At 65.1% G+C, this 19878-nt stretch carries 23 protein-coding genes and 1 pseudogene; 9 read left to right on the plus strand and 15 right to left on the minus strand.

Annotated features, from left to right (window positions below; translation table 11 throughout):
* Positions 1-130: 130 nt before the first annotated feature.
* Entirely contained in the window at positions 131-493 is a 363-nt protein-coding gene (locus tag AB0J29_RS15460) for a hypothetical protein (RefSeq protein WP_364506939.1), read from the minus strand.
* A gap of 203 nt (positions 494-696) precedes the next feature.
* Between AB0J29_RS15460 and AB0J29_RS15465 the strand changes: the two genes are divergently transcribed.
* Entirely contained in the window at positions 697-1380 is a 684-nt protein-coding gene (locus tag AB0J29_RS15465) for a DUF899 family protein (protein ID WP_364785377.1), read from the plus strand.
* A 72-nt stretch (positions 1381-1452) separates the two neighbouring features.
* Here AB0J29_RS15465 and AB0J29_RS15470 read toward each other — a convergent pair whose 3' ends face one another.
* The 4 genes from AB0J29_RS15470 to pdhA all read right to left on the minus strand — a co-directional run bounded on the left by AB0J29_RS15470 (position 1453) and on the right by pdhA (position 6810).
* A complete protein-coding gene (locus AB0J29_RS15470; protein ID WP_364785615.1) occupies positions 1453-3069 on the minus strand; it encodes an FAD-dependent monooxygenase in 1617 nt (538 codons plus the stop codon).
* 278 nt (positions 3070-3347) lie between these two features.
* The gene (locus AB0J29_RS15475; RefSeq protein ID WP_364785380.1) at positions 3348-4703 is read right to left on the minus strand and encodes a dihydrolipoamide acetyltransferase family protein; all 1356 of its coding nucleotides are present in this window, start codon (positions 4701-4703) and stop codon (positions 3348-3350) included.
* Between the two features lie 26 nt (positions 4704-4729).
* Positions 4730-5701 (minus strand): alpha-ketoacid dehydrogenase subunit beta, encoded by a 972-nt coding sequence (locus tag AB0J29_RS15480; RefSeq protein ID WP_364785383.1) that lies wholly within the window; start codon positions 5699-5701, stop codon positions 4730-4732.
* Positions 5698-6810, minus strand: a complete 1113-nt coding sequence (gene pdhA, locus AB0J29_RS15485) for a pyruvate dehydrogenase (acetyl-transferring) E1 component subunit alpha (RefSeq protein ID WP_364785386.1) — start codon at positions 6808-6810, stop codon at positions 5698-5700. The genes AB0J29_RS15480 and pdhA overlap by 4 nt, the downstream gene beginning before the upstream one ends.
* A gap of 146 nt (positions 6811-6956) precedes the next feature.
* Here pdhA and AB0J29_RS15490 point away from each other — a divergent pair, with 146 nt between their 5' ends.
* Complete coding sequence (locus AB0J29_RS15490) at positions 6957-7469, plus strand: Lrp/AsnC family transcriptional regulator (RefSeq protein ID WP_364785389.1); 513 nt, start codon at positions 6957-6959, stop codon at positions 7467-7469.
* A gap of 51 nt (positions 7470-7520) precedes the next feature.
* On the opposite strand, the pseudogene AB0J29_RS15495 reads toward AB0J29_RS15490, so the two are convergent.
* The 4 genes and pseudogenes from AB0J29_RS15495 to AB0J29_RS15510 all read right to left on the minus strand — a co-directional run.
* A pseudogene (locus AB0J29_RS15495) lies at positions 7521-7682 on the minus strand (type II toxin-antitoxin system HicA family toxin); the annotation flags it as partial.
* A 55-nt stretch (positions 7683-7737) separates the two neighbouring features.
* Positions 7738-7959, minus strand: coding sequence for a type II toxin-antitoxin system HicB family antitoxin (locus AB0J29_RS15500; RefSeq protein WP_364785392.1), 222 nt, complete (start codon positions 7957-7959; stop codon positions 7738-7740).
* Positions 7960-7995: 36 nt separating this feature from the next.
* Positions 7996-8388: a thioesterase family protein gene (locus tag AB0J29_RS15505; protein ID WP_364785618.1), complete on the minus strand. Its 393-nt coding sequence runs from the start codon at positions 8386-8388 to the stop codon at positions 7996-7998.
* Between the two features lie 26 nt (positions 8389-8414).
* Positions 8415-9374, minus strand: a complete 960-nt coding sequence (locus AB0J29_RS15510) for an AraC family transcriptional regulator (protein WP_364785395.1) — start codon at positions 9372-9374, stop codon at positions 8415-8417.
* Between the two features lie 81 nt (positions 9375-9455).
* Between AB0J29_RS15510 and AB0J29_RS15515 the strand changes: the two genes are divergently transcribed.
* Together AB0J29_RS15515 and AB0J29_RS15520 are read left to right on the plus strand one after the other, a co-directional pair.
* On the plus strand, positions 9456-10304 hold the full coding sequence (locus AB0J29_RS15515) for an NAD(P)H-binding protein (RefSeq protein ID WP_364785398.1): 849 nt from the start codon (positions 9456-9458) through the stop codon (positions 10302-10304).
* 98 nt (positions 10305-10402) lie between these two features.
* A complete protein-coding gene (locus AB0J29_RS15520; RefSeq protein WP_364785401.1) occupies positions 10403-11722 on the plus strand; it encodes an MFS transporter in 1320 nt (439 codons plus the stop codon).
* Between the two features lie 13 nt (positions 11723-11735).
* Here the strand turns inward: AB0J29_RS15520 and AB0J29_RS15525 are convergent, their stop codons facing one another.
* Complete coding sequence (locus AB0J29_RS15525) at positions 11736-12656, minus strand: TIGR03620 family F420-dependent LLM class oxidoreductase (protein WP_364785404.1); 921 nt, start codon at positions 12654-12656, stop codon at positions 11736-11738.
* An 86-nt stretch (positions 12657-12742) separates the two neighbouring features.
* Here AB0J29_RS15525 and AB0J29_RS15530 point away from each other — a divergent pair, with 86 nt between their 5' ends.
* Together AB0J29_RS15530 and AB0J29_RS15535 are read left to right on the plus strand one after the other, a co-directional pair.
* Positions 12743-13282, plus strand: coding sequence for a helix-turn-helix domain-containing protein (locus AB0J29_RS15530; RefSeq protein WP_364785407.1), 540 nt, complete (start codon positions 12743-12745; stop codon positions 13280-13282).
* A 24-nt stretch (positions 13283-13306) separates the two neighbouring features.
* Complete coding sequence (locus AB0J29_RS15535; RefSeq protein ID WP_364785410.1) at positions 13307-13540, plus strand: ribosomal protein L7/L12; 234 nt, start codon at positions 13307-13309, stop codon at positions 13538-13540.
* A gap of 47 nt (positions 13541-13587) precedes the next feature.
* Here the strand turns inward: AB0J29_RS15535 and AB0J29_RS15540 are convergent, their stop codons facing one another.
* Genes AB0J29_RS15540 through AB0J29_RS15550 form a run of 3 tightly spaced genes read right to left on the minus strand, consistent with a single transcriptional unit; the run spans position 13588 to position 16507 of the window.
* Positions 13588-15018, minus strand: a complete 1431-nt coding sequence (locus AB0J29_RS15540; protein WP_364785621.1) for an NAD(P)(+) transhydrogenase (Re/Si-specific) subunit beta — start codon at positions 15016-15018, stop codon at positions 13588-13590.
* Positions 15018-15356 (minus strand): NAD(P) transhydrogenase subunit alpha, encoded by a 339-nt coding sequence (locus AB0J29_RS15545; RefSeq protein WP_364785413.1) that lies wholly within the window; start codon positions 15354-15356, stop codon positions 15018-15020. The genes AB0J29_RS15540 and AB0J29_RS15545 overlap by 1 nt, the downstream gene beginning before the upstream one ends.
* Positions 15356-16507 carry a Re/Si-specific NAD(P)(+) transhydrogenase subunit alpha gene (locus AB0J29_RS15550; RefSeq protein ID WP_364785416.1) on the minus strand — a complete coding sequence of 384 codons (1152 nt, stop codon included), beginning with the start codon at positions 16505-16507 and terminating at the stop codon, positions 15356-15358. Before AB0J29_RS15550 ends, AB0J29_RS15545 begins: the two co-directional genes overlap by 1 nt.
* A 280-nt stretch (positions 16508-16787) precedes the next feature.
* On the opposite strand from AB0J29_RS15550, the gene AB0J29_RS15555 reads away from it, so the two are divergent.
* From AB0J29_RS15555 to AB0J29_RS15565, 3 genes are read left to right on the plus strand one after another with little or no spacing between them, the layout of a single operon-like run.
* Positions 16788-17252, plus strand: coding sequence for an HIT family protein (locus AB0J29_RS15555; RefSeq protein WP_364785419.1), 465 nt, complete (start codon positions 16788-16790; stop codon positions 17250-17252).
* Positions 17249-18088, plus strand: coding sequence for a maleylpyruvate isomerase family mycothiol-dependent enzyme (locus AB0J29_RS15560; protein ID WP_364785422.1), 840 nt, complete (start codon positions 17249-17251; stop codon positions 18086-18088). Before AB0J29_RS15555 ends, AB0J29_RS15560 begins: the two co-directional genes overlap by 4 nt.
* Positions 18089-18096: 8 nt before the next feature.
* Positions 18097-18735 carry a Type 1 glutamine amidotransferase-like domain-containing protein gene (locus AB0J29_RS15565; protein ID WP_364506889.1) on the plus strand — a complete coding sequence of 213 codons (639 nt, stop codon included), beginning with the start codon at positions 18097-18099 and terminating at the stop codon, positions 18733-18735.
* 166 nt (positions 18736-18901) lie between these two features.
* On the opposite strand, the gene AB0J29_RS15570 is transcribed toward AB0J29_RS15565, so the two are convergent.
* Together AB0J29_RS15570 and AB0J29_RS15575 are read right to left on the minus strand one after the other, a co-directional pair.
* A complete protein-coding gene (locus tag AB0J29_RS15570) occupies positions 18902-19390 on the minus strand; it encodes a GtrA family protein (protein WP_364785425.1) in 489 nt (162 codons plus the stop codon).
* 75 nt (positions 19391-19465) lie between these two features.
* Entirely contained in the window at positions 19466-19777 is a 312-nt protein-coding gene (locus tag AB0J29_RS15575; protein ID WP_364785428.1) for a hypothetical protein, read from the minus strand.
* Positions 19778-19878: the final 101 nt, after the last annotated feature.

Genomic DNA, 19878 nt, shown 5'->3' on the forward strand with positions numbered 1-19878 from the left:
CAGCGCGAAACTTACCGCCGCGAGCAGGGCAGGCAACCATCGTCGGGTCTCGGCAGGCACGGTGCCAGATGTACCCGCATGGACCGACATTCATCAGACCCTGCTGGCGCGAATCGGAGCCGGTCCGGACTCACAGCCAGGCGCGAGCCAGCAGTTCGTCATCGGCGACTTCACTCGTCCGCGGCGGGAATCTGGTGGCCGAGATGGACTCAGGATGCGCGCCATCGTGCCCGATCAGCCACGAACCACCGCGCTCCTCGCACTCGGCGATCTTCGCGAAGGTGTTGATCAGGAACGTGACCGCTTCACGTGGGTCCAGGGTGCGGGCCAGACGCTGTGATTCACCGGGGCGGGACAGGTCCAGCCAGACGCCGGACTGGCCGTCCAGTCGCATGCCGACGACCTTGTCGGCATTGACAAAGGTGAATTTGCGCCGTTCCCATGGCGTGGTCGGCGTGAAGCTCTGCTCGAGTACCTGGAGCAGAATCGTCATGCTTTTGCCCTCCGCTTTCCGTTGACGCCCAACTACGGTTCTCATGCGATGACCAGCGGATATACCAGTATGTTCCGAAAATGGCGCCAAGGGGTAGTAACGAGCCCATCTCGGCGAGTTCCGCGACTTTTTCGGCGACCGATCAGTTCCTCGACCGGGCGGAGTCTATATCTGCAAACGCAACATGATCAGGGAGGAACACCATGAATACCCTGCCGCCCATCGTCGATGCCGACACCTGGCAGCACCAACTCGACGCGCTGCGTATCCGGGAAAAGGCAGCGACTCGAGAACTCGATGCGATCGCGGCCCAGCGGCGCCGCCTGCCGATGGTCGAAATGCCCGAGTACACCCTCGAGGGCGCGGACGGACCGGTCCGGCTGGCGGAGATCTTCGACGGTAGGTCACAGCTCATCGTCTACAACCACATGTGGTTCCCGGGCGAGAAGTGGCAGTGCGGTGGTTGTACCTCGTTCACCTCACAGTTCACCCGGTTGAGATTCCTGGACAACTACGATGCCCGGTTCGTCATCGTCACCCAGGGGCCGATCGACGAGGCACTCACATACCAGCGGCGGGTCGGAAACACAATGCCCTGGTATTCCACGGCGAACAGTACATTCGGCACCGACGTCGGCGCGCCGCCCGGCGGGGGATTCGCGGTCAACGTATTCCTGCGCGACGGCGACAAGGTCTATCGCACCTGGCACACCAACGGCCGCGGCACCGAGCAACTCAGTTACAGCTTCGCGCTGATCGACTTGTTGCCGTACGGGCGGCAGGAGCAATGGCAGGACTCGCCGCAGGGTTGGCCACAGTCGCCCACCTACAGCCGATGGAGTGGCTCCCAGGACATCGCCGCACACTACGGCGCCCCGGAGGCGTGACTACATCCGGCCCGAGAGCGTGGGCCGGTGGACACAGCCGTGCGGCTTCGACCAGCTGATCTGGCTAGAACGTCAAGCTCGGTCCAGGATGGCCGAGAGTGCACGCCGCAAGGCGGAGGCGGGGTCTGCGGGCATCTCGTCTGCTCGCCAACCGACGAAATCGTCCGGCCGGATCAACAGGGCCCCGGACGAGGCCAGCCCGGTGGCTGCCGCCCACGCGCCGGCGGTGTCGACGGCATCGCCGGCGGAGCCGATGCAATGCACAGCGATGGGCACTCCCAGGTCGGATGACGTCGAGGCTGCGGCGACGGACCACCTCGCCCCGTCGTCCCCGGCGAACACGGTGAACCCGGGACCCAGCAGGTCGAGCGTCGAGGCGCGCTCCCCGTCTCGCCGCAACCAGACATGCGGCACCCGGGTGCCGGGTTGTGCTCGCAACTCGTCGACCAATGACACGGCGTCGGGGTCGTCCGGCGCGGGCTCGCCGGTCACCACCGCTGCCGACCAGTATCGGTAACCCGCGAGCATGGAGAACAGCGGTCGCTCCTCGCCTGCTGGGAGCTGCGGTCTGTCATCGTCCAACCGGAGGAACGCCAGAGCCGGCCCGGTCAGCGACTGGCGTGCGCAAAAACGTCCCACCGGGTGCCGCTCGGCGTGGTAGGTGGTCAGCAAGCCCGGTCCGGCCGTACCGTCGAGGACTGCAGCCAGTTTCCAGGCCAGATTGTGTGCACTCTGGATGGCAACGTTGGCGCCCCCGGCCTTGAACGGCGGCATGGTGTGCGCCGTGTCGCCGACCAGAAGGACCCGTCCATGCTGGAACTGCGCGGCCACCTGCTCGCAGGGCTGCCACGGCACGATATCGACGATCTGCACCTCCATCGGCGCACCGATGGCCGCAAGGAGCATGTCGTGACAGCGCTGCGGGGTGAACTGCTCGGCGGTCTCTCCCCTGCGGGGGAAGTACGTCATGATGAACACGCCGAGATCCCCCTGTGCCACCAGGAATATGCCTTCCACCTCGGCGTTCTTGACCTGAACGCCGTCTCCGTCCCCCAACTCGGGAAGCAATTGCCGCCAAGGCGCGCGGAAGTAGACGTAGACGACGAAGATCGGTATCGGACCGTACCCGGAGGTGGGCACCCCCAACGTGTCGCGAATATGGCTGCGCACACCTTCGGCGGCGACCAGATAGTCGGCCCGGACCGTATGCGACTTGCCTGAATCCAGTTCGCGCAGTACCGCTGTGACACCGCTGGGGTCCTGCTCGAACGACGACAGCGCCGTCCCGTAGCGCACCTCGCTCCCATGCCCGCGGGTGTAGGCGAGCAGGAGCGGCTCGAGTTTGCTCTGCGGGAAGTATTGCGCGGACGGCTCGGGGCTGAGCTCGTCGAAGGGGGAGAAGATGGCGTCGACGTCGAAAGCTTGTTCTTGTTCGGGGCTGTTCAGAGTCGGCTTGACGACCATGTTGGAAGCGTCTGAAGCGAGGGCGTGCACTTCGTCAGCCAGCCCGAGGCCACGAAGGATCTCCAGGCTCCGGAAGCTCAAATTGCGGGCTTTGGGGTAGATGAATATCTCGCGTCGCTTTTCGACCAGCAGCGACCGAACCCCGTGCTTGGCGAGCAACGCCGACGTTGCCAGTCCGCCCGCCCCGGCGCCGACGATCAATACAGGCACATGCTCGGCATCCATCACCAGAACTCCTCGCCAGCCGACACCAAGTGACCTCCGGTCTGATGGACACACATCAGGGACATGCAGAGTGCGCTGATCCGCTCCTGAAGAACTCGCCGACGATCCGAACTTCAGGTGCACCAAAACGTTGCCAGTGGAGACACACCATGCTGACACACTCGGACGTCTGTGGGCTGCAATATTCCGCGACTGCACGATGCGGCTCACGCATGAAATCGACTTCGCATAATGATGATGGCGCCGGATGAACACGCAGCCGACGGTGTATCCACCGACTACAAACGGCTCAGCAAAGTCAATGGATCCTCGAGCAATCCGGCGGCGGTCGCGAGGAAGCGCGACGCCAGTTCACCATCGATCATCCGATGGTCGAAACTGATACCGATGGTGGTGACCCACCGAATGGCGAGTTCGTCACGGAATACCCACGGACGCTTGCGAATCGAGCCGAGGCACAGGATCGCGGCCTCACTCGGATTGACCAGCGGAACACCGGCATCGACACCGAAGACGCCGATATTGGTGATGGTGAATGTGCCGCCGCGCAGGTCGGTCGGGGTGGCGCCGCCCGACCGCGCTGTCTCGGCGAGCCAGCCGATTTCCCGGCACAGGTCGCGCAGGCTCAGTGCCTGGGCTTCCTTGAGATTGGGCACCAGCAGACCGCGTTCGGTGGCGACGGCGACACCGAGATTCACATAGTGCTTGGTGACGATCTCCTGATTCGCCTCGTCCCAGCAGGCGTTGATGCCCGGATATTCCGCGAGTGCGGCGAGTACGGATTTGGCGACCAGGGCCAGCGGCGTCAGCGCCAGCCCCTCGAAGGATTTGGTGCAACGCAGGTGGTCGAGCAGTTCCATCGATGCGGTGAAGTCGATGGTGACGAAGGTGCTGGCCTGTGGGATGGTGCGCGCGCTCGCCACCATGGCGGCCGCGGTGCGTTTGCGGATACCGCTGATCGGGGTGCGTTCCTCGCGGGATGCGGGGCGCTCGATGCCCGCATTCGGATCGGTAACCGAGGACGTCCGTGGTGTGGCCGGGCCGTCGGTGTCGGTCACGGTGGCGCGCGGCTGCGATACCGGAACCGCACCGCGCACATCCTCGACCGTCACCGCACCGTCGGGGCCCGAACCGGCGACGTACCAGAGGTCGATACCGAGTTCCTTGGCGAGTTTGCGCGCCCCCGGGGTCGCCGCCGCCCGGCCCATTCCCGACTCGACCGGCTCGACAGCCGAACTCGCCTGCGGCGCAGGCGATTCTCCCGCGGGTCGACGCCGCCGAGACACCGTCTCGCCTTCGGGCCCGTATCCGACCAGTACCGAGGTCCGCCCGTTCGCGGCTTCCTGCTCAGACGCGACCGCCAGATCATTTCGCACCCGGATGAGCGGCGCTCCCACCGCGACCGTCTCGCCGGGCTGAGCGAGCAATTCGACCACCGTGCCCGAAAACGGCGACGGCAGCGACACCACTGCCTTGGCCGTCTCCACGTCGGCGATCGTCTGATTCAACTGCACCGTGTCACCGACACCCACCGACCACGCCACCAACTCCGCATCGGCCAGTCCCTCGCCGAGATCGGGTAGCCGGAATTCCAGGATATTGCTCTGGTCTTCCTCGAGGGCACGATCTTCCACTGGGGCACCTCCGGAGTGAGCGATGGTCAGGCGGCAAGTGAGCGATCGACCGCGGCGAGGATGCGGTCCGGATCCGGCAGGTGGTGCTTTTCGAGCTTAGCCGGGGGGTAGGGGATGTCGAAGCCGCCGACGCGCAGTACCGGCGCCTCCAGGTAGTAGAAGCAGCGCTCGGTGATCCGCGCGGCGATCTCGGCGCCGAGCCCGCCGAAGACCGGCGCTTCGTGCGTCACGATCAACCTGCCGGTTTTGGCCACCGAAGCCGCGATCGTGTCGAAATCGATCGGCGATAAACTGCGCAGATCGACCACCTCGAGCGAATGCCCTTCCTCGGCGGCGATTTTCGCGGCGGTCATGGCCGAGGCCACGGTGCCGCCGTAAGCGACGAGAGTGGCGTCGGTACCGCTGACGCAAACGCGGGCCCGGTCCAGCGGCATGGCCTCGGCATCGAAATCGACCTCGGCCTTATCCCAGTAGCGCCGCTTGGGTTCGAAGAAGATCACCGGATCATCGAGCGCGATCGCCTGGCGGATCATGAAATACGCGTCGGCGGGATTGCTCGGCGTCACGACGCGCAGTCCGGCGGTATGGGCGAAATACGCCTCCGGTGACTCCGAGTGATGCTCCACCGAACCGATTCCGCCGCCGAACGGAATGCGAATCGTCATGGGCGCGATCACCTTTCCCTGCGTCCGGTAGTGGATCTTGGCGACATGCGAAACTATCTGGTCGAAGGCTGGATAGACGAAGCCGTCGAATTGAATCTCGCATACCGGCCGGTAGCCGCGCAGTGCCATGCCGAAAGCCGTTCCGACAATGCCGGATTCGGCCAGCGGCGTATCGATGACGCGGTTGTTCCCGAAATCCTTTTGTAGCGTATCGGTCACCCGGAAAACCCCACCGAGACGACCGATATCCTCGCCCATCAATACGACTTTCGGATCGTCGTCCATGGCCCGTCGCAGCCCGGCATTGAGCGCCGTGGCGAAGGTCGCGATCATGTGCGGACTCCTTCCGGTCGCGCGGTGATCTCACCGGGATCGCCGGCCAGATACGCCGCGTACTCGCTCCGCTCCTGGGTGATCAGCGGATGCGGGGTGGCATAGACGTGATCGAACAGCTGCGATGGTGCCGGATCCGGCATATCGATGGTCGCGGTGCGCACCTGGTGCGCGACTTCATCGGCGCTCGCATCGACGTGGCGCTCGAATGCCGTGTCCCACAGCTCCTCTCGCTCCAGCAGTTTGCGCAGCCGCGCGATCGGATCGCGGCGCGCCCACTCCTCGGTCTCGGCGGTGGAGCGGTAGCGGGACGGGTCGTCGGCGGTGGTGTGCGGACCCATCCGATAGGTCAGCGCCTCGATGAACGACGGTCCGCCACCGGTGCGGGCGCGAGTCGCGGCCTGTCTGGTGACCGCGAGAACGGCGAGCACATCGTTGCCGTCGACCTGGAGGCCGGGAATTCCATAACCGTAGGCGCGCCGCGCGATCGGGGTCGCACTCTGGATCCGGACCGGAGAACTGATCGCCCAATGGTTGTTCTGGCAGAAGAATACGACCGGCGCACCCCAGCTGGCGGCGAAGCCCAATGCCTCGGCGAGATCGCCCTGACTCGAGGCGCCGTCACCGAAGTAGGCGATGGTCGCGATCTCCGCGCCGTCGAGGTGGGCGGCGCAGGCGTAACCGGTCGCGTGCAGGCCCTGCGAGCCGACGATGATATTCGGGTTGGTCATATTGACCGCGTCTGGATCCCAGCAGGAGTGCGCGACCCCGCGCCACATCCGGGTGAGTTCGGTGGGATGGACGCCGCGACAGTAGGCGACCGCGTGTTCACGGTAGCTGCAGAAGACATAGTCGTCGGGGCGCAGAGCGTATGCCGAGCCGACCTGGGCGGCCTCCTGCCCGAGCATCGGCGCCCACAGTCCGAGCTGGCCCTGGCGTTGCAGCGCGGTTGCCTCGGTGTCGATCCGGCGGGTGACGACCAGGTCTGTGTACATCGCGCGCAGCTGTGCGGGCCCGATATCGACGATCAGGGCGGCGTGTTCTCGGTCGAATACGCGGCGGCCGTCGGGTTGAACCAGCTGAACCGGATAGTCGGTTTTGTTCGTCATTCGGGATCGCCTCCTGACTGCAAACGCAGGGCTGATGTGCCCCACATCACATAGCATCCACCAGGAGGCGAAGTGCGCAAGTGATCGATACGCGAGTAAGCAGAATGCCCAAATCCCATTCGCGTTCTGATGTCATACTGCGTTTTATGACCAGTAGAGAACCCGCCGACGTCACCCTGGACGCCACCGACGCGCGGCTGCTGCTCGAGCTGGTCGCCAACCCACGCGCCACCGGTGTCGAGCTGGCCACCCGGCTCGGGTTGTCCCGCAATACCGTGCAGGCGCGGCTGTCGCGCTGGGAGGCGAGCGGTGTGCTCGCCAGCTTCGAACGCCGAGTGCAACCCCAGGCGCTCGGCTACCCGCTGGCGGCTTTCGTCGCCGTCGTCGTCGATCAGCATCGCTTGGATTCGGTAGTCGGCGAACTCGCCCGAGTGCCGGAGGTGACCGAGGTGTGCGGCATGACCGGACTGACCGATCTCACCGTACGAGTCGTGGCGCAGGATGCGGACGACCTGTACCGAATCGCCGGGCAGATATTGAAGATCCCCGGGGTGGAACGCACCAATATGGCGTTGGTAATGCAGCAATTCGTCGGACCGCGCACCGCACCGCTGCTGGACCGGCTCGCCGGATCCACCGACCGCTCGCTACGAGCCTGATCCGACGAACCGAGTGCAATCGGAGTCCGCACCGCCGAGGACATGAGGGATTTACAGCAGATTGAGGAATTCGGTAGCCGTCATTCCGGCCTGTCGAAGGATCGAGGCCAGGGTGCTGCGCTTGACCGTGGCGTGCAGCGGCACCACCACGGTCCTGCCGTCCTCGCGACGATAGACGGCATGACTGCCTGCCGTTCGGACGTGTTCGAAGCCGACTGACCCAAGACCCGCAAGACCTTCCGCACCGGAAGGTCCGAGAGCGCCGGACTCACGCCGCTGTACCGGGAATCTGGAATGAAGTCACCAATGGCGTGGCGGCGAGCTGGGGCTCGGGTGCCTCGGCGAGGCAGAGCGCGACCGCTTCGCGGAGATTGGTCAGCGCCTCCTCGATCGTCTGGCCCTGACTGGCCACATCGACCTCGAGGCACTGCGCGACATACCAGTCCTCTTCCTGGTGCACCGCAGCCGTCAATACTCGCTGATCAGCCATGGAAACATCTTCTGCGCCGACATCGTCCAGCACGGTTCAGTCGGTGACGAGACTGGTTGCGGCGGTGCGGATTATTTCTGGGATTTCTACTGATTTGCGGGTTTCGTTGTCTACGTAAACGTGGACGAAGGTGCCGGTGGCGGCGAGCTCCAGGGTGTCGTCGGCTTCGCGGAAGATGGCCAGGTCGTAGGTGATGCTGGAGCGGCCGAGGCGGGAGACGCGCAGGCCGACCTGAAGTTGGTCCGGAAAGCTCAGGGAGCCGTGGTACTGGCAGGAGGTCTGGGCGACCACGCCGAGGGCGGGCAGCTCGCGGATATCCGTGCCGGTGGCGTGCATGAGCCAAGCATTGACCGCGGTGTCGAAGTACGAGTAGTACGTCACGTTGTTCACGTGGCCGTAGTGGTCGTTATCGGCCCAGCGGGTCGGCATCGGCCAGAGGACTGGATACTGCTGCGTCACCCGGCCGACGATAGCTCAGCCGGGGTGCTGCCCTGCCGGTGGTCGCGCGGACTCACGCCGAAATGCCGTTTGAATGCCGTGCTCAACGCGAACGCACTGCCGTAGCCGACCTGGCGGGCAATGGATTCGATGGTGGCATCGGATTCCTGTAGCAGATCGGCGGCCAGGGCCAGGCGCCATTCGGTGAGGAACGCCATCGGCGGTTCACCGACCAGATCGGTGAACCGGCGGGCCAGCGCCGCCCGCGACACCCCGACCGCCTCTGCCAGGCTGGCGACCGTCCAGCCGTGCGCCGGATTGTGCTGCAGCAGCCGCAGCGCCTTGCCGACCAGCGGATCACTGTAGGCGTGGTACCAGGCGGGCGCGTCATTGCGCGTGAACCAGGCGCGCAGGGCCGCGATCAGCACCATATCGAGCAGCCGGTCCAGCACGACGCCCTGTGCGGGCTCGTCCTTGGTGGCCTCGTCGACCAGGATGTCGAGCAGCCGGGTGTCGAAATCGCCGCGCTGCAAGATGATCACGGATGGCAGGGCGCGCAGCAGCCGCTGGCTGGCCGCACCCGCGGACTCATAGGTGCCGGTCACCATCAGGGTGGCGCCGTTCGTATCGGTCCCCCACTGACGGACACCGAGACTCAATGTCTCGCAAAGGATTTCACCGTCGCTCGTCTTGGTGATATTGCCTGGATCGATAAAGATCTGCGGTGCGGTGGCCGGATCGTCCGCGACCGTATAGGGATCGGGTCCGCGAAAGATCGCGATATCGCCCGCGCTGATCTGCCGCGGCTTACTGCCCGCCGCCTCGGTCATGATCCAGGCCGTGCCGCGGATCATCGATACCACCGCCAGCGGCGCCCGGTCCTGGATGCGCAGCGACCACGGCGGATCGAGCAACGAACACATGATGAACGCACCTCGGGCGCGTGGACCTTCGAGCAGACTGGCGAGCGCATCCACACGACAAACAGTAGACGCTGACGCATGATCACGAGTCGCTGAGCTATGTTTCGTCGCGGGCCGTGCCGATGTAATGGAAACATGACAAACAGCAGCTCCCCCCAACGCCTCATCCTCGTCACCGGCGGTACCGGCAAGACCGGTAGCCGGGTCGCGACCCGGCTCCGGCAGGCCGGTCATCCGGTCCGGATCGGTTCCCGCACTGCCGAGATCCCCTTCGACTGGGCCGACCGCACTACCTGGGCTCCGGCGCTGTTCGAAGTGGACGCGGTGTACATCGCCTTCCAGCCGGATCTGGCGGTGCCGGGTGCACCCGCGACCATCCAGGCGTTCACCAATGCGGCCAAGGCCAATGGTGTGCGCAAGCTCGTACTGCTGTCCGGACGCGGCGAACCGGAGGCGGTGGAGTGTGAGCAGATCGTGCAGGGCTCGGGTCTCGACTGGACCATCGTGCGCTGCAGCTTCTTCGCACAGAACTTCAGCGAAGGCGCATTCCTGGACTATGTGCTCGCGGGTGTGGTGGCGCTGCCCAATGGCGATGTGCCGGAACCGTTCGTGCACGCCGACGATATCGCCGATGTCGCGGTCGCCGCGTTGACCGCGGACGGGCACAGCGGCGAGCTGTACGAACTGACCGGCCCCAGGTCGTTGACGTTCGCCGAGGCCGTCACCGAGATCGCCAGCGCGACCGGGCGCGAGATCGCCTTCATCCCGATCTCCCGCACGGATTTCGTTGCGGCACTGACCGAGTACCAGGTGCCCTCCGACGTCATCAGCCTGCTCGACTACCTGTTCGGCACGGTACTGGACGGCCGAAACACCAAGACCGCGGACGGCGTCCAGCGCGCTCTGGGCCGGGAACCGAAAGATTTCCGCGATTACGCCGTCGAGACAGCAGCTGCCGGTGTGTGGAACATCTCGAGCGAGTAGGCGGTTGTAAGGAATAAGACCGCCGCGCGGACGCCGATCTCAATGGCGAGATCCGTGGAGCCGGGCTTTCGGACAATGACGTCCCGAGCCGGCTCCCCGTGCGGCCACGAGATGGGCCGCGACGCGGTACCGTCGAATCAGTGGCGACCACGACGATCGATCCGCAGACCCGGTTGGCGCGCGCCGCGGTATTCATGGTGTTCGCACTGAACGGCTTCCTGGTGGCCATGTGGGTGGTGCACATCCCGGCCATTACCGACCGGACCGGGATCGCGCATTCCACCCTCGGCATGTTCATTCTCATGCTCGCCGGTGCGGGCGTTGTCGGCATGCGCATCGCGGGCCCGCTCGCCGACCGATTCGGCAGCCGGACCGTGGTCGCGGCCGCCGCGGGGATCACCTCGATATCCGTGCTCGGCCCCGGACTCGCGACCGGGCCGGTAAGCCTGGCGATCGCACTCGCCTGCTTCGGTTTCGGCAATGGTGCACTCGACGTTTCGATGAATACCCAAGCGGTACATGTCGAGCGGACTTATGACCGACCGATCATGTCGGCGTTCCACGCATTGTTCTCCGGTGGCGGATTCGTCGGCTCACTGCTCGGTGCGGCCGCACAGCGCGCGGGCTGGGATGTGCGTCTGAGCTTGTCGCTCGCGGCGGTGGCCGGGTTGGCGATTACGGCCGCACTCGTACCACGTCTGCTGCCCGATACCGGATCGTCTGCGCGAGAATCGAATTCGGAAGTATCACCGGAAAGTGGCCGGTACGCCCATATTCCGGAAGGCACAAGCCAGGCGCAGAACCCGGGTGGCGAGTCCGAAACGACATCGGATGAGGCCGGAACAACCCGGTCGACGCCCACACGGAACCGCTCTCGAAAAGTCCTGGCGCTGGCGGCAATCGCCTTCGCCCTACTTCTCACCGAGGGCGTCGCCGCCGACTGGAGCGCCCTCCAGGTCCGCGACCATCTCGATGTCGACGATGCCACCGCCGCACTGGCATTCGGCGCATTCTCCTGCACCATGACCGCGGGCCGATTCATCGCCGACCGGGTCGCGGGCGCCTTCGGCCGCGTCGCCATTGTCCGCTACGGCACGTTGCTCGCCGCATTCGGATTGGTCCTGATCATGGCTTCGGATTGGGTGCCGTTGACGCTGCTCGGCTGGGCGATATGCGGCCTCGGCCTCTCCGGCGGCATCCCGCAAATCTTCACCGCCGCGGGCAATCTCGGTTCATCCACGGCGGCTACCGATATGTCGCGGGTATTCAGCCTCGGCTACCTCGGCCTGCTCGCCGGACCCTCCATCATCGGCTGGCTGACGGCCCTGGTACCACTCACCACCGCAATGGTCGTCCCCTTGATCGCCGTCCTGCTCTGCTGTCGCTACGCGGGTGCGGTCGCACCACAACAGCATTAGCGCGATCAGACACTCACGCGAATGACGAATCCCGGGCAAGCGCGGCGAGCTCGCGCCATTGCGGCAGCGGTAGCGCCGCCGGATCCGCGGGCAGCACCTGCAGACAAACATGATCGGCCCCGGCATCCAAATGCTGCCGGACGCGCTCGCCGATCACATCGATATCCCCATACGCCACAACCGAATCCACCAGGCGCGAACTCGGGCCACCCGTGATGTCCTCGTCCCCGAAACCGAGGCGGCGCACATTGGCCACCTGATGTGGCGCGGATTCGAGATAGCCCCCGACGTGCGCCCTGGCCACCTCCCGGGCGCGCGATCTATCGGCATCGAGGACGACGACCTGCTCGACACCCAGAAATGCCTCCGGTCCGATGATCCGCCGCGCCTCGGCGGTGTACTCGACCGGCACGTGATAGGGATGCGCACCCCAGGTCCGCTCGCCGGCCAATGCCAACATCTTGGGGCCAAGGGCAGCAAGCACCCGCCGTGGCGCCGGGTCCGGCGGCAGCCCGTGCTGCGGAACGGCATCCATCGCATCTAGATAGCCACGCATCAGCGCCAACGGCTTGCCGCCGGACGGAATCGTGTAGCCACCGAACTCGGTAGACCGACCACCGACCCGCTGACCGCCGAGTCCGAGCAGATAGCGCCCTGGGAACGCCTCACCCAGCGCGCGCTCGGCGGTGGCCATGGCCATCGGATCACGCAGTGCCACATTGGCAATGCCCGCGGCGACCACCATCCGTTCGGTCGCCCCGAGCAACAGCCACGCCTGCCCGACCGTATCGCGTCCGAACCCTTCGCCGAACCACAGTGCGCCGTAACCCAATTCTTCGATCTCGGCGGCGGCCTCGCGCACCCGCCCCACCGGTTGTCCGTCGAATGCGAAGGTCCAGATGCCGACGCCGCCGAGTTCATGTTCCACCATCATCGCGCTCCCAACAATAAACCGGAGAAGTTCTCCGCTTTCGTGTCGGTACGATAGCGGAGAACTTCTCCGGTTAACAAGGGGTGCGCATGCGGGTCGATGCTCAGCGGAACTACGAACGTGTACTCGAAGCGGCGACAGCGGCATTCGCGCAAGAAGGTCCGGATGCCTCGCTCAATGACATCGCCCGTCGCGCGGGTGTCGGCCCGGGCACCCTCTACCGGCACTTCCCCAACCGGCAAGCACTACAGGCCGCTGTGCTGACCGAGCGGATCGAAAAGCTCTGTGGCCAAGCCGAAGAACTGGCGTCGCACGAGCCGACAGCGGCACTCTCCGCGTGGCTGCGCGCCCTACTCGTGCACGCCCGGACCGACCACGGCCTGGGCGGCGCGGTCCTGGCCGGACCGGTCGACCTGGGTTTCGACTGCCAGCAGGCCATCCACCGATCCGGTGCCGCCCTGCTCACCAGGGCACAGCGCAGTGGCAGCATCCGCGCGGATGTCGCCATCGACGATGTGATCCAACTGGTCGCGGGGATTGCCCTGGCAGCACGACACGGCACCGATCCGGATCAACCGGATCGTCTACTCCGCCTCGTCAGGGACGCCCTCGACAGCCCGCGCGAATAGCATCGGTATCGGTAAGTTCGAGAGATGTTCGACAACAACAGACTCGAGGCACGGATCGATCGCCTCGAACGCAAGCTCGACTTGATCATCAAACATCTCGGTCTCCCGAGCCAAGACCTGACACCCCATGAGGAAATCGACGAACTCATTCGGCAGGGCAAAAAGATCCACGCGATCAAGGTCTATCGCGATCTCACCGGCTGCGGCCTGCGGGAGGCCAAGGACGCGGTCGAAGCGCGCGAACGACACTTGCGATGACGAAAGCCCGCTTCCACGAACGGAAGCGGGCTTTCGCGCGCAGGTACTTACAGAGCCTTGAGTTCTTCGGTGACGGCTCCGACGGACTTCTTGGCGTCGCCGAAGAGCATGGAGGTGTGGTCGGCGTAGAAGAGGGGGTTATCGATGCCGGCGAAACCACTGTTCATGGAACGCTTGAGCACGATCACGCTCTTGGCCTGGTCGACATTGAGGACGGGCATTCCGTAGATCGGGGAGGAGGAGTCCTCGCGGGCGGCGGGGTTGGTGACGTCGTTGGCGCCGATCACCAAAGCCACATCGGTGCGGCCGAATTCGCCGTTGATGTCGTCCATCTCCTTGAGCGCGTCGTAGGAGACCTCGGCCTCGGCGAGCAGGACGTTCATGTGGCCGGGCATGCGACCGGCGACGGGGTGGATGGCATATTTGACCTCCACACCTTTGGCTTCCAACAGCGCGGCCATTTCCTTGACCGCGTGCTGGGCCTGCGCGACTGCCATGCCGTAGCCGGGGACCACGATGACCTGATTGGCATACGCCATCTGGATCGCGGCATCCGCGGCGGAGGTGGCCTTGGCCTGCTTCTGCTCACCACCACCGGCGCTGGGAGCGGTACCACCGCCACCGAAGCCACCCGCGACGATGGCGGGGATGGAACGGTTCATCGCCTTGGCCATCAAATTGGTGAGGATGGTGCCGGACGCGCCGACGATCATGCCCGCCACGATCATGGCGGTGTTGCCCAGCGCCAAACCCGCGGCGGCGGCGGACAAACCGGTCAACGCATTCAGCAGCGAGATGACCACCGGCATATCCGCGCCGCCGATGGGTAGCACGACCATCAAACCGAGCACACCGGCGAGCACGAGTACCGCGATCATCCAGTACTGGGGCACACCATCACCGGTGGCGCCGATACCGATCACCACCGCGGCCGCGATCGCACCCACCAGCAAAAGCAGGTTCAAGGGTTGCTGGAATTTGCCGATCCCGATCGGACGTCCGGGCAGGATCTCCTGCAGTTTGCCGAATGCGATCAGCGAACCCCAGAACGACACCGACCCGATGATCGCCGCGAACAGCGAACCGATCACGATGTGCACGGTGGGTTCTTCATCGAAATGCGAAAAACCCTGGGAGTTGATGAATTCCGACCACGCGATCAACGCGACCGTGCCACCACCGACACCGTTGAATGCGGCCACCAGCTGCGGCATAGCGGTCATCTTGGTGTAGCGCGCGGGCGGCACACCCAGCACCACACCGACCACGAGCCCGGCGACGATCAGAATCCAGTTCGAGGTGTGGCGGATCGAAATCAAGGTCGCCACCACGGCGATCACCATGCCGACCGCGGCGATCAGATTGCCGCGCACCGCGGTCTTCGGGCCGGTCAAGCCCATCAGACCGTAGATGAACATCGCGAACGCGATGATGTAGAGCCCGTTGACCAGATAGGTCACATTGTCGAAGGTATGCATCACGCTGCCCTCTCCGACCGCTCCGCTGTGGCAGCCTGCACCGGTGCGGCCTTCTTGCCCTTGAACATTCCCAGCATCCGGTCGGTCACCACGAAACCGCCGATGACGTTCAGCGTTCCGAACACGACCGCGACGAACAGAATGATCTGGGTCAGGATCGAGGGATCCTGCACATTGCCGAGGGTTACCAACGCACCGAGCACGACGATGCCGTGAATGGCGTTGGTACCCGACATGAGTGGGGTGTGCAGGGTATTGGGGACCTTGGAGATGACGGCGAACCCGACGAACCCGGACAACACCAGGATCGCGATATTGGCTAGCAGTTCGGTGTACATCAGGCATCCACGCTTTCGCTTGTCGGTTCGCTCGGCAAGCCTTGCTCACGAGTGACGCAGGAGTCGGCGAGCACCTGATCGGAGAAGTCGGGCGCGAGTTTCCCGTCGACCAACATCAGCTCCAGCAGTGCCGCAATATTCTTCGAGTACAACTGCGAGGCATGCTCGGGCATGGTCGCGGGCAGATTCAACGGCGATGCGATCGTCACCTGATGCTTGACCACGGTCTGCCCGGGTTCGGTCAGCTCGCAATTGCCGCCGGTCTCACCGGCCAAGTCCACGATCACACTGCCGGGCTTCATCCCCGCCACCGCCGCGGCGGTCACCAGGCGCGGTGCGGGACGACCCGGCACCAACGCGGTGGTGATCACCACGTCGAAACCCTTGATCGCATCCTCCAATGCCTGCTGCTGCTCGGCCTTCTCGTCATCGGTCAGCTCGCGGGCATAACCACCCTCACCGGCGGCGTCGATACCGAGATCGAGCCACTGCGCACCCACCGAACGCACCTGATCGGCCACCTCGGGGCGCACGTCGTAGCCGGTGGTCCGGCCACCGAGACGTTTCGCCGTCGCCAATGCCTGCAGACCCGCGACACCCACGCCGAGCACCAGCACGGTCGCGGGTTTCACCGTGCCCGCCGCGGTGGTCAACATCGGGAAGAAACGCGTCGACTCCGACGCCGCCAGCAGCACGGCCTTATAACCAGCGACATTGGCCTGCGAGGACAGCGCGTCCATCACCTGGGCACGCGAAATACGCGGAATCGCCTCTACGGCAAAGGCTTGCACTCCCTCCGTTCGCAGCGCGGGAATCTGGTTCTCGGCATTGCGCGGGGCGAGGAAGCCGATCAGGGTCTGTCCGCTGCTCAGCTTCGCCACCTCGGCGTCACTGGGCGGAGCGACCTTCACGACCACATCGGCCGACCACGGATCGCCAATGGTCGCGCCCGCATCTTCGTAGGCTGCGTCCGGAATGAGCGCGCCGAGCCCGGCGCCCGCTTCGACCACCACCTCCACACCCTGCTTCAGCAAGCTCGGAATGATCTTGGGCACCAAAGCGACACGCCGCTCGCCCGCGTTTGACTCGCGAACGACTCCGACACGCGCTCCGCGCGGCGACTCGTCGCCTACGCTCTGCGTTGTCTCCACTTGTCAGACTTCCTTCTCTGGCTGAGCTTCAAGCAACCGGTCGACGGCCGAACGATGCTACTTTGGAGTAAGTTCGTCCAAATTCTCGCAACTGTACCCGGCTCGCCGTGAGCCTAGCTGAGATGGTGGTCACATGTTGCGGCCGGATTCCGCCGATATGTCCGATTCGCGACCAACTCCGAGGTTCGAATCCTGGTCGGTGCGGCGCAATACCTGCGCATAGTGACGGCATCATGCCCGAGTCTGTCGCCCGTAGGTCGTACGCCGTATGGTCGGCGGTGTGAACGACTGCGTCTTCTGCCGCATCGCGGCGGGACAGGCCCCGGCGACCAAGGTCTACGAGGACGACACGCTGTGCGCGTTCCTGGACATTCGCCCGATCGCCCGCGGCCACACCCTGGTCATCCCGAAACGGCACGCATCCGAATTGGCGGATCTGGACGCCGATCTGGGTGCGGACATCTTCCGCGCCGGACACCGACTCGCGCTGGCGATCCGGCGCAGCGAGCTGGCCGCGGATGGCGCGAATCTCGTCCTCAATGACGGCACCGCCGCCTTTCAGACGGTCCCCCACGTCCATCTGCACGTGATACCGCGCCGGCACCGCGACAAGCTGAGCTTCGCCGCCGGACTGCTGCTGCGGCGCCCACACGACCCGCAGACCACCGCGGCCGCCATCCGCGCCGGAATATCGGCATTGGCACCCGCAGACGAGAACAGTGCCGAGGAAGGATCGCAAGGATGACCGACCTGTCCCAGGAGCGGATCGAGCTGACCGACCTGCTGTCCGAGCAATGGGAGGCGATCGCGACCCTGGTCGCCGATCTCGACGAAGAGCGTTGGCGCACACCGTCTCCGCTGCCGGGCTGGTCGCTGTTCGATGTGGTCGCACACATCGTCGGCACGGAATCCTGGCTGCTCGGTGAGCGCCCGCCCGCACACGATCCGATCCGGCCCAAAACCGACGTGACCACGCTGTCGCATGTGCGCAACGAGTCCGGCGTACTCAACGAGATCTGGGTCGACCGGCTGCGACCGCTCTCGGGTAAACGACTGCTCGAGCTGTATCGCGAGGTCACCGAGCGCAGGCGCACGGCGCTCGCATCCTTCGATGATGCGCAATGGCAGGCCGAGACCGTGTCCCCGATCGGCAAGGTCAGCTATGGCCGGTTCATGCGGATAAGACTGTTCGACTGCTGGATGCACGAAGTGGATATCGCCGACGGGCTCCGCGTTTCCGTCGACGAGGGCGGGCCGCGCGCCGCGCGGGCCTTCGGCGAACTCACCGCGACCATCGGGCGGGCGGTGGCGAAGGGTGCACGCGCGCCGGAGGGATCGTGCCTTACATTCGAGCTGACCGGCCCGTTACCGCAGACGCTGCACGTCGCGGTGCAGGGCCGTGCCAATATCGTCGAGGAATTGGACGCGCCCGCCGCCGTGGTGGTTCGGATGGGCTCCGGCCTATTCGCTCGGCTGCGCGGTGGACGGACCACGGCCGATGCGCACCAAGGTGAATTCACCATCTCCGGCGACGCGGAACTGGGCAACCGACTGGTGCGCAACCTGGCCTTCACCATCTGAGCCGCGCGGTGCGACTTTTCCTGTCCAGCTACCGATTCGGCGCACACTACGACCGGCTCGCGGCGCTCGTCGGCGAGCCGGGCCGAGTCGCGGTGATTCCCAACGCATGTGACGCCTGGCCCGCGGCCTGGGCGGGTGCGGTCACCAGTGACGTGACCCCGCTGCGCAAACTCGGCTACGCCCCCGACGTATTGGATCTGCGCGAATTCATCGGGCGCGCAACCGAACTGGAAGCTACCCTCAGCGAATACCCACTGGTGTGGGTGCGCGGCGGCAACACGTTCGTCTTGCGCGCCCAATTCGCCCGCAGCGGAGCCGATTTCGTACTGCCGAAGCTGCTCGCCGCCGACGCGCTGGTATATGCCGGGTACAGTGCGGGCGCCTGTCTACTGACCCCGGATCTGCGCGGTCTGGAATCCACCGATGACCCAGCCGAGGTCGAACCGGCGTGCGGTATCGAACCGCGGTGGGACGGTCTGGGGCTGGTCGACCATCGCATCGTGGCGCATCTGGACTCCGCGACCGACCCGGACGGTGCGTCCGCGCTACTCGCCGCCCGCTATCGGGCCGAGGGCATTGCGCACTGGGCGCTCACCGACGACGATGTCGTCGTGGTCGACGGCGACGATATCGAGATCCTGCGGTAGGCGAAACGAAAAGTAGGCGGTGTGCGTAGGGGTTCTGCCGGTTGCGCGGATCGAGGACGCTGGCTGCGGACGATGTTGCTCGCCTCCGCGCGCGGCTGACCCACTCATCGTCGGCCTCGACCGACATCAGTCGCGCGGACGGCAGTCGCCGATCAACTGCGAGTGATCAGACCGACTGGGACATGACGACGGTGTCGCGGCCGCGGAAGACCACCCAGCGCATCGCGCTGTATATGTAGACCGCCTCGCACGCCCCCGCCAGCAACCGCGACAAGTGGTATTCCAAACCCAGCGCGGCCAATCCGCTGCCGACGCCGAGGATGAAGGCGAGGTAGTTGATCACGACGACCACCATGTACACCACGGCCTGCCTGCCGACCGGTGCATGCGAGTGGAAGTTGAATGTGCGATTGAGCACGAAGCTGAGTCCGAACGCGCAGATATAGGCCACGGTGACCGACAGCCATACCGGCAGGTGCAACCAGCCGTGCAGCACGGTGAGCAGCGCCAGATCGATCCCGAAGGTGAAGCTGTTGATCAGCGCGAAGCCGAGAAACGTCGGGGCGACAAGGCGATTCAGCCCCAAGGGCAGCCGCGCGACGATGGCCTCGCACCAGCGGGAGAAGCCCGCCACCAGGGACTCGGTGGTCGTCACGCCGCCAGCATGCCAGCGGCAGGTGTCCACCAGGTGATCGTCCAGGAAACAAGATCAGGTGGAACCCGATCTCGATCAGCCGATCTGTGTGAGAGGTGAACGGTCGTCCAGCGCGGACCAGGCGAGCAGGCAGCGGCGGCCGGTAACGTCGTCGACACCGTCGAGGAGAGCGTCGAGCAGCAGGCGGGGGTCGCGCTGCCACTGTTCGGACAGGGTGGCGAGGGCGGTTTTGCCGAACATGCCGCAGCGATCCAGTGCAGTGATCCACTCGGTGATATCACCCGCATGGATACGGCGCAATGCTTCCGGATCGATGCCCCCGTCGACGAATTCGTCAGCGAATACGGCGGCGACCAGATCGCGGTAATCCGGCGACTCGACCTGCATGAGACCTCCTTGGTACGCCTGCGCACCTAACGGAATCGGGCAACGCCCGAAACGGGCGCCTTGCCCGGAATTCTTATGGGCGGACGGACCTGGCACCACTG

The organism is Nocardia sp. NPDC049707, from assembly GCF_040674855.1.
Lineage (GTDB): Bacteria > Actinomycetota > Actinomycetes > Mycobacteriales > Mycobacteriaceae > Nocardia.

Excerpts from the sequence above, each read along its gene's own strand:
- AB0J29_RS15545 (WP_364785413.1), bottom strand. The coding sequence starts at position 15,356 with ATGTACACCGAACTGCTAGCCAATATCGCGATCCTGGTGTTGTCCGGG.
- AB0J29_RS15515 (WP_364785398.1), top strand. The coding sequence starts at position 9,456 with ATGACAAACAGCAGCTCCCCCCAACGCCTCATCCTCGTCACCGGCGGT.
- AB0J29_RS15480 (WP_364785383.1), bottom strand. The coding sequence starts at position 5,701 with ATGATCGCGACCTTCGCCACGGCGCTCAATGCCGGGCTGCGACGGGCC.
- AB0J29_RS15470 (WP_364785615.1), bottom strand. The coding sequence starts at position 3,069 with ATGGATGCCGAGCATGTGCCTGTATTGATCGTCGGCGCCGGGGCGGGC.
- AB0J29_RS15490 (WP_364785389.1), top strand. The coding sequence starts at position 6,957 with ATGACCAGTAGAGAACCCGCCGACGTCACCCTGGACGCCACCGACGCG.
- AB0J29_RS15465 (WP_364785377.1), top strand. The coding sequence starts at position 697 with ATGAATACCCTGCCGCCCATCGTCGATGCCGACACCTGGCAGCACCAA.
- AB0J29_RS15530 (WP_364785407.1), top strand. The coding sequence starts at position 12,743 with ATGCGGGTCGATGCTCAGCGGAACTACGAACGTGTACTCGAAGCGGCG.
- AB0J29_RS15575 (WP_364785428.1), bottom strand. The coding sequence starts at position 19,777 with ATGCAGGTCGAGTCGCCGGATTACCGCGATCTGGTCGCCGCCGTATTC.
- AB0J29_RS15500 (WP_364785392.1), bottom strand. The coding sequence starts at position 7,959 with ATGGCTGATCAGCGAGTATTGACGGCTGCGGTGCACCAGGAAGAGGAC.
- AB0J29_RS15460 (WP_364506939.1), bottom strand. The coding sequence starts at position 493 with ATGACGATTCTGCTCCAGGTACTCGAGCAGAGCTTCACGCCGACCACG.
- AB0J29_RS15505 (WP_364785618.1), bottom strand. The coding sequence starts at position 8,388 with ATGCCGACCCGCTGGGCCGATAACGACCACTACGGCCACGTGAACAAC.
- AB0J29_RS15560 (WP_364785422.1), top strand. The coding sequence starts at position 17,249 with ATGACCGACCTGTCCCAGGAGCGGATCGAGCTGACCGACCTGCTGTCC.
- AB0J29_RS15535 (WP_364785410.1), top strand. The coding sequence starts at position 13,307 with ATGTTCGACAACAACAGACTCGAGGCACGGATCGATCGCCTCGAACGC.
- AB0J29_RS15525 (WP_364785404.1), bottom strand. The coding sequence starts at position 12,656 with ATGATGGTGGAACATGAACTCGGCGGCGTCGGCATCTGGACCTTCGCA.
- pdhA (WP_364785386.1), bottom strand. The coding sequence starts at position 6,810 with ATGACGAACAAAACCGACTATCCGGTTCAGCTGGTTCAACCCGACGGC.
- AB0J29_RS15540 (WP_364785621.1), bottom strand. The coding sequence starts at position 15,018 with ATGCATACCTTCGACAATGTGACCTATCTGGTCAACGGGCTCTACATC.